Annotated in this window: 6 protein-coding genes, 1 pseudogene and 2 CRISPR repeat arrays; of the genes and pseudogenes, 6 read left to right on the forward strand and 1 reads right to left on the reverse strand. The window is 67.3% G+C overall.

Features of this window, described 5'->3' with window-relative positions; all coding sequences use genetic code 11:
• The first annotated feature begins 219 nt into the window (after positions 1–219).
• Positions 220–492: a CRISPR direct-repeat array (repeat unit 29 nt; unit sequence CGGCTCACCTCCGCTCGCGCGGAGAAGAC).
• 120 nt (positions 493–612) lie between these two features.
• The 5 genes and pseudogenes from istA to ACWD6R_RS38680 all read left to right on the forward strand — a co-directional run bounded on the left by istA (position 613) and on the right by ACWD6R_RS38680 (position 6,161).
• Positions 613–1,876, forward strand: a pseudogene (gene istA / locus ACWD6R_RS38660) (IS21 family transposase).
• Positions 1,876–2,301, forward strand: a complete 426-nt coding sequence (locus tag ACWD6R_RS38665) for an ATP-binding protein (protein ID WP_451823035.1) — start codon at positions 1,876–1,878, stop codon at positions 2,299–2,301. Before istA ends, ACWD6R_RS38665 begins: the two are co-directional and overlap by 1 nt.
• A gap of 152 nt (positions 2,302–2,453) precedes the next feature.
• Positions 2,454–3,590, forward strand: coding sequence for a tyrosine-type recombinase/integrase (locus ACWD6R_RS38670; protein WP_451823036.1), 1,137 nt, complete (start codon positions 2,454–2,456; stop codon positions 3,588–3,590).
• Entirely contained in the window at positions 3,580–5,736 is a 2,157-nt protein-coding gene (locus ACWD6R_RS38675) for a tyrosine-type recombinase/integrase (RefSeq protein WP_451823037.1), read from the forward strand. Before ACWD6R_RS38670 ends, ACWD6R_RS38675 begins: the two co-directional genes overlap by 11 nt.
• On the forward strand, positions 5,733–6,161 hold the full coding sequence (locus ACWD6R_RS38680) for a DUF6262 family protein (RefSeq protein WP_451823038.1): 429 nt from the start codon (positions 5,733–5,735) through the stop codon (positions 6,159–6,161). Before ACWD6R_RS38675 ends, ACWD6R_RS38680 begins: the two co-directional genes overlap by 4 nt.
• A gap of 17 nt (positions 6,162–6,178) precedes the next feature.
• Here the strand turns inward: ACWD6R_RS38680 and ACWD6R_RS38685 are convergent, their stop codons facing one another.
• On the reverse strand, positions 6,179–6,595 hold the full coding sequence (locus ACWD6R_RS38685; RefSeq protein WP_451823040.1) for a hypothetical protein: 417 nt from the start codon (positions 6,593–6,595) through the stop codon (positions 6,179–6,181).
• A gap of 177 nt (positions 6,596–6,772) precedes the next feature.
• Here ACWD6R_RS38685 and ACWD6R_RS38690 point away from each other — a divergent pair, with 177 nt between their 5' ends.
• The gene (locus tag ACWD6R_RS38690) at positions 6,773–7,228 is read left to right on the forward strand and encodes an ATP-binding protein (RefSeq protein WP_451823039.1); all 456 of its coding nucleotides are present in this window, start codon (positions 6,773–6,775) and stop codon (positions 7,226–7,228) included.
• 94 nt (positions 7,229–7,322) lie between these two features.
• Positions 7,323–8,144: direct repeats of the CRISPR family, unit length 29 nt; unit sequence CGGCTCACCTCCGCTCGCGCGGAGAAGAC.
• The last annotated feature ends 112 nt before the right edge of the window (positions 8,145–8,256 follow it).

Here is an 8,256-nt window from a genome sequence, read left to right on the forward strand (position 1 = left end):
GGAGCATCAGCTCCTCAACCTCGCGGTAAGACAGAGGGAAGCGGAAGTACAGCCACACGCAGTGGGAGATCACCTCGACCGGGTACCGGTGACCCCTGTACGACGGCGGCACAGACGACACCAGCGATCCCCTTCCCAGCATGATCAACACGAAGATCATCCCACCCGGTCAGCCAACGTGACAGTGCCGATCGAAGTCCTGGCCCGCGCGGCCACTCCCGGCTCACCTCCGCTCGCGCGGAGAAGACCCACCGAGGGACGGGCCGACCGTGCGGGCCCACGGCTCACCTCCGCTCGCGCGGAGAAGACACCCTCGCCCAGGCCGGGATCACCATGCAGTTCGGCTCACCTCCGCTCGCGCGGAGAAGACATCCTCGGCCTCGTCGCCGTGGCCGTTCAGTTCGGCTCACCTCCGCTCGCGCGGAGAAGACTCGGGGATCGGGCGGGCCATGGTGCCGTCGTCCGGCTCACCTCCGCTCGCGCGGAGAAGACATGATGTTGCCGGCGTTCTCGGCGTCGCTTGAATTCTGACCCTCTGACGGCGTATCAAAAGTGACCCACTTGGTGATCTTCGCCTGACTCTGATCTTGATGGAAGGTCAGGAGGGAAAGGGTGATCCTCGTGGAGGACTGGGCAGAGATTCGCAGGCTGCACCGGGCTGAGCAGATGCCGATCCGAGCAATCGCGCGGCATCTGGGTCTCGAAGAACACGGTCAAGCGAGCCCTGGCCACGGACCGGCCGCCAAAGTACGAGCGCCCGTCTCAGGGGTCGGTCGTGGACGCGGTCGAGGTCCAGATCCGTGAGCTTTTGCGGGAGACTCCGACGATGCCGGCCACCGTAATTGCCGAGCGGATCGGCTGGGAACGCGGGATGACGGTTCTCAAGGACCGGGTGCGGGACCTGCGGCCTGCCTATGTGCCAGTCGATCCGGTCTCGCGCACGACGTATCGGCCTGGCGAGCTGGCCCAGTGCGACCTGTGGTTTCCCGATGCGGACATCCCGCTCGGTTACGGCCAGAGCGGACGGCCGCCGGTGCTGGTGATGGTGTCCGGGTATTCGCGGGTGATCGCCGCGCGGATGCTGCCCTCGCGCACGACCGGTGATCTGATCGACGGGCACTGGCGGCTGCTGTCCGCCTGGGGTGCGGTGCCCAGGATGCTCGTCTGGGACAACGAGTCCGGAGTCGGCCGCGGGAAGCTCACTGCCGAGTTCGCCGCGTTCGCGGGCCTGCTCGCCACGAAGATCGATCTGTGCCGGCCCCGTGATCCAGAAGCGAAAGGGCTGGTCGAGCGGGCCAACGGCTACCTGGAGACGAGTTTCCTTCCCGGCCGCACCTTCAGTGGCCCCGGCGACTTCAACACCCAGCTGACCACGTGGCTGACCATCGCCAACCGGCGTGTCCACCGCACTTTGCAGACCCGCCCCGTCGAGCGGTGGGAGGCCGACCGGGCTGGAATGCTCGCCCTGCCACCTGTCGACCCGCCCGCCTGGTGGCGACTGCAGACGAGGATCGGCCGCGACCACTACGTCCGTGTCGACACCTGCGACTACTCCGTGCACCCCGCCGCGATCGGACGCACCGTCACCGTGCTGTGTGACAACGACGAGATCACCGTCCTTGCACCCGGTGGCGAGATCGTCGCCCAGCACCCGCGCTGCTGGGCCCGCCACCAGACCATCACCGACCCCGACCATGCCGCCGCGGGCAAGGAGATGCGCGGTGAGGTGCACCACCAGCAGGCCGCCCGCACCAAGGCCGCCCGAACGGCCCAGGCCGATCCGAGCCCGCTCATCGAGGTCGAGCAACGGGAACTGGGCACCTATGACCGGCTGTTCACGGTCATCGAAGGCGGCAAGAACAGGGAGGCCGGCTGATGCCCCGCACCACCGCCGTCATCGACGACGCCACCAAGACATCCACCGCCACCACGTCGGCTGCCGGTCGCAGGACCGGCTCCCAGACCGCTGCGGACCTCGCGTTCCTCGCGCGGGCGATGAAGGCTCCGGCCCTGCTGGATGCCGCTGATCGTCTCGCCGAGCGGGCCCGCAAGGAGTCCTGGACCCACGCCGAATACCTGGTCGCCTGCCTCCAGCGCGAAGTGTCCGCCCGTGAGTCACACGGCGGCGAAGCACGGGTGCGGTCTGCCCGCTTCCCCGCGATCAAGACCATCGAGGAGCTGGACGTCACCCACCTGCGCGGGATGACGCGCCAACAGCTCGCACATCTGGGAACATTGGACTTCATCGCTGGGAAAGAGAACGCCGTTTTCCTGGGCCCGCCCGTTATCAACGGGGCTTGAGTCCCTGGCTTCTATGTCTTCGACGAGCGTCACTGTGAGCGTTCTGTGTCGTTGATGCATTGCTATCAACGGGAGTTCTTCAACGAGACGGAACGGCATCAGTGGCGCACAGCTTGGCAGTCCGGCCCTCGAACGGGCGGCGGACATGGACCGTGATCGACGAGAAGTACCGGACGGTCGACCCGGTCGAGGAGTGGCTGGAGGCCCACCGGTTCTTGTGGTCACCGAACACCGTCCGTGGCTATGCGACCTCGCTGGCTCAGTGGTGGACATTCCTTGAACAGCGCGACGAGACCGCAAAGTGGCGGGACCTCGGAGTTCCGGCCGTGGCCGGGTTCTTGTCCTGGCTGCGCAACGGCCGCACGGTCGAGCACGCCCTGGTCGAGCCCGAAGAGGTGCCCGCGCCGGAGACGTTGGAGGCGAGGCTGGCCGCGCTGATCTCGTTCTACCGCTGGCAGGAGGCGGTCTTCTCGGTGCCGGTGGCGGGCCGGATCATGCGCGGGGCACCGCGGCGGGCGCCGGCCCGTGGTCTGCTCGCGCACCTGGATGCCCGCACCGGGCCGGGGCCCTCCTCGCTGGTCAGGGTCCGCCGTCATCGTCATCGGGGGCGGCCGCCCCTGCTGCTGCCGGGGGAGATTCAGGCGATCCTGGACGGCTGTGCGATGCCGGATGCCTCGGTCGGCGAATGGACGGGCAACCTGCGTGACCGGTTGCTGTTCGCGCTGCTGGCGGAGAGCGGGATGCGCCTGGGCGAGGCCCTGGGGCTGCGGATCGGCGACTTCGTCATGGGCCGCGGCTCCACTCCCTATATCGAGATCGTCCCCCGTGAGGACAATCCGAACGGGGCCAGGGTGAAGATGATGCGCCCCCGCCGGGTCTATGTCGGCTGTGACCTGGAGAGGCTGTTCGCCGACTACCTCACCCATCTCGCCTGCCGGGCTGCCGAGTTGGGCATCGAGATTCGTACCGACTCGCCACTGCTGGTGAATCTGACCCGGCCGCCGCTGCTGGCCGCCCTGCGGGAGGGGACGGTGCGGGACAAGACCGCCGCCTTGCGCAAGAAGGGTGCCGGTCCCGCTGCCTGGACGCCCCACTGGTTCCGGCACTCTCACGCGACCGCGTTGTTGCTGGCCGGGACGCCGGAGTGGGTGGTCTCGCGCAGACTGGGGCACGCACACGTGCAGACCACGCTGGACCTCTATGGCTGGGTCCGTGAGGACGAGGCCCTGCGGGCCGCCGCGAACTGGAAGTCGTACGTCTCCTCCTGGCAGGTGACCGATGGCCGGTGAACAACGCCACCTGCACGCTGCCGGCGGCGAGGATCGGTTCTGGCGCCTGTGGGCCGACCTGCCCGAGCCCTGGACACGCGTGGTCATCGGCGACGACGTCGACGACTGGGACAGGATCACCGAGAACGGTGACCGCCGGATCGACCTGCGGGGACTGCCCGACCCGCTCCGGTTCGAACTGGCCTGGATGTCGCACTGGCAGGCGATGGACGGGACTCGCTCCGCGGTGCTGGGCACCAACCAGTTCGCGAACATCCTGCGCCGGGCGATCCGTGATGACCACCCCTTCCCGACTTCGATCCGCACCATGGACTGGGAGACGGCCGGCGCCCTGCAGCGGTGGTTCTACGCCACCCGCTGGGGCCGGCTGCCGCCGCACGGCAGCATCGCCCGGCTCCGGGTGATCTTCCGTTTCAGCCGTCTCGCTCTCCTCGCCCGTTGCTCGGACGGGCCGTGGTGGTCGCTGGACGAATGGCATCCGCGATGCGACCCGCGCATCCCGCTCGCGGAACACGAACCCCAGGCCCACTACGGCTGTTCACCCTCCAAGATCGCCCACCCCTGGTTGCGGGAGGCGGTGAAGTGGTGGCTTGGCACCCAGCTCGAGGCGGGCGTCCTGCGCTGGTCCACGGTCAGCCAGGAGAGGATCCGCTGCCTGGTCCGCTTCGACCGCTGGCTCGAAACTTTCACCGATCCGCTGGACGTCCTGGGCGATCCCGCCCACGCGGTCCAGGTGGCTGCCGCCTTCCGCCGCTGGGACGCCGACCCCGTCAACCGGCTGCTTCGGCAAAGCGAGCAACGATTCGCCCACAAGCCGGTCTCCGCCCGCCAGATCAACGATGATCTGCGGGCCATCGCCGAGCTGTTCGCGTTCGTCGCGGCCAATCCGGCCGAGGCCCGCCAGGTCCTCGGAGTGCACCCCTGGTCCCGGGTCACCGACGCGCACGCGGCCGGCTGGATCCGCCAGGTCTCCCGCATTCCCCACCAGCGCGACCTCAACGACGAGCATTACGTCGACGACCACGCACTCGCACAGATCCCCGCCGCTCTGCCCCTGCTCGGGCTGGGCCGCGGTGAACAGATGGGAGTCACTTGTGGTGACGGGCATCAAGTTACCGCCCGTGGCATGGACGATCCGCAGGCCATGCGCATGATCCTGCTGCAGATCCTCACCGGACGGCGAGCCAGCGAGATCCGCACCTGCCGCTTCGAGTGTCTCTCTCCGGTCCCCGACCGGCCGGTCGACGCCGCCGAAGGCGAGGAGGTCGCCCGCTTCCACTACGCACAGAGCAAGATCGATATCGCGCCGGACAACATCCTCGTCGACCTCGAGGTAGTCGCGGTCATCGAGGAACAACGGCAGTGGATCCGGGACCAGTTCCCCGGCATCGCCCCACGTCACCTGTTCATGCAGCGGACCGGCAACCGTCAGGGCGACAAGCCCTACCCGTCGGGGACCTACAGCTGGATGCTCCGCGAGTTCAGCAAGACCGTGAAGATCACCGACAGCAAGGGCAAACCGGTCGGCCTGAGCCACACCCACCGCTTCCGGCACACAAAACTGACCCGGCTCGCCGAACTCGGCTTGCCCGTCCATGTGTTGATGCGTTATGCCGGGCATGCCAGCCCGTCGATGTCGATGCACTACGTCGCCGCCCGCCAGGAACACGCCGAGCAAGCATTCCTGGCCACCGCCAAGCTGCGGGCCGACGGCACCCACGTCACCTTCTCCCGCGACGACCACGACACCCTGCACCTGTTCAACCGCGCCGACCGGTTCCTGCCGCACGGCTGGTGCATGCTGCCGCCCTTGCAGACCTGCGACAAGGGAAACGCCTGCCTGACTTGCTCGGTCTTCGTCACCGACCCTTCCCATCAACCAGCCCTTGCACGGCAGTTGACCGAGACGGCGGCGTTGATCGACCGCACCACCACCAATTTCCAGGAACGTCACGGCCGCCCGATGCCCGAGGACAACGTCTGGCTGCTGCAGCGACGAGCCGAGCACGCGGCCCTCACGAAGCTGCTGGCCACCATCGCCAGCGAGCCCGGCCGAGCGGTCCAGGGCGCCGGCTGCGGCGCTGCCTCCACCGGCCCCGTTCCCCTCCGCCTCGATCTCGACCACCACCGAAGGACGCGGCCATGACCGACGCCCACACCAAGCGCACCCGGACCCTCTTGGCCGCCGCGAAGGCGAAGTCCCAGGCCAAGACGGAAGCGACGGAGAAGGCCATCCGCACCCTGGTCAAGCGGGGCGAGCCGATTACCTTTCAGGCCGTTCAGCGCGAGGCCGGAGTCTCCCACGCCTTCCTCTATAGCCACCCCGACCTGCGTAGTCGTATCGAACGCCTGCGGGCCCAGGCTCGTCCGATCCCCGCACCGGCAACGGCGGCCGACGATCAAAGCACCCTCGTCCTCGCGCTGACCAGCCAGATCGCCCGTCTGAAGAAGCAGCACCGCAAAGAAATTCAGGCTCTGCGGGACGCACTCGAACAGGCCCACGGCGAAAACCTCGACCTCCGACGCGAACTCACCCGCCGCGGCTCGCCCGGACAGGTCCAGCCCAGCTGACCGGCAGGCAGAGTGGCCTACGAACCCGAACGCAGACCCAAGGCGCTGTGCTGCACAACCCCGGCGGGAACTTCCGCGTTCCCCGACCTCTTGCGGGTCAACTCCACCAACTTCTCCCTGAGTTCTTTCGCTGACTCTCCGAGGACGATCGCGCTGAGCACCAGCTCAAGCATCAGACAGTCGTACTCATCGTCGTCATTGCGATAGCGCTCCGGATCGCGCTCTACCACGGCCTTGGCAATCTGCCAGCCACCGCCATCGGCCGGGGCGAAGGTCGCCTCGAAGACCGCGTTGCCGGTCCAGCTTCGGTGCAGGAAGACGACATCGCCCTCAGTGAAGACATCCCACTTCTCGTCCATGTCTCGGGATGAGTAACCGAGCTGGATACGCCCCCAGTCGTCATCCGACCAGATCCGGCCCGGCAGGATTGGCATCGCACCAGCGGTGGAGATCTGCTGGATGCGGTCGGAGAACGAAGACCGGGTCACGCGTTCATCAGCTGGCATGCTCCGATCCTACGAAGATCGTCACCCGCAGCGACAACCGCATCGTTCCTGCGATATCTACACCGTTGCGACCTGGGCAAACACACGCGCCAAAGCACTCTTCCGTTGATAACCGGCGGCACCGGGAAGACACACCTGGCGATCGGGCTCGCGGTCCGCGCCTGCCAGGCTGGACACCGCGTCGCGTTCGCCACCGCGGCCGAATGGGTCGACCGTCTGGCCGCCGCCCACCACACCGGCCGCCTCCAGGCCGAGCTCACCAAGCTCAGCCGCTACCCGCTGATCGTGGTCGACGAGGTCGGCTACATCCCCTTCGAGGCCGAGGCAGCGAACCTGTTCTTCCAGCTGATCTCGAACAGATACGAACGCGCGTCCGTGATCGTCACCAGCAACAAACCCTTCGGGCGCTGGGGAGAAGTCTTCGGAGACGAGACCGTTGCGGCCGCCATGATCGACCGCCTCGTTCACCACGCCGAGGTCCACTCCCTCAAGGGCGACTCATTCCGCATGCGAGGACGTGAACTCGGTCGCGTCCCCACCGCCACCACCGACAACAACTGAACCAACCAAATCGAAGACACCTGGGTCAGTTTTCAACCGGCCAAAGTGGGTCCAAGTTCAGCCGCCGCCGACAGGCGTGCGGGGTGGAATGCCGCGGCTCACCTCCGCTCGCGCGGAGAAGACGAGACCGCCTTGGGCACCAGGCCCGATTCGGACGGCTCACCTCCGCTCGCGCGGAGAAGACGGCGACCTAACGCGGACCGTTATCACTGGTGACGGCTCACCTCCGCTCGCGCGGAGAAGACATACGCTGCGCGGTCTCGGAAAGCCCGACGAACGGCTCACCTCCGCTCGCGCGGAGAAGACGCGTTCTTGTCCCACGTGATGTGGGCAACCGCCGGCTCACCTCCGCTCGCGCGGAGAAGACGCCGGGATTCATGCCTCCGCCTTCCCTGGATCCGGCTCACCTCCGCTCGCGCGGAGAAGACTCGTCGATGGCCTGGCCAAATCGGTCACCGATCGGCTCACCTCCGCTCGCGCGGAGAAGACTCGTCGCGCGAGTCGTAGCGCTCGTCCAGGAGCGGCTCACCTCCGCTCGCGCGGAGAAGACCGGGACGCGAGCGCATCCCGCTGGTTCGCAAGCGGCTCACCTCCGCTCGCGCGGAGAAGACCGGAGTCACTCCGCGTGCAGACCCGAGACATGCGGCTCACCTCCGCTCGCGCGGAGAAGACGCGCCGACGGCGACCCGACCCAGTAGCTACACCGGCTCACCTCCGCTCGCGCGGAGAAGACGATCAGAAAGGCTCGGAGCGCCAACTCCGGGCCGGCTCACCTCCGCTCGCGCGGAGAAGACGCTGCGAACTGCATGGGGACCAAGGGGAGAGACGGCTCACCTCCGCTCGCGCGGAGAAGACTTGTGGGCGGGGGGATTTATATACTCCCCCGCCGGCTCACCTCCGCTCGCGCGGAGAAGACGCCAATACCGGAACGTATGAGCCTGGATCCACCGGCTTGATGTCTGTGGACAGTTTCTCGGGGAACGAAGAAGTGCCTTGTGACCTGCGATGATGGGGTTTCTCTAGGACCA

This window comes from Streptomyces sp. NPDC005151 (assembly GCF_053599875.1).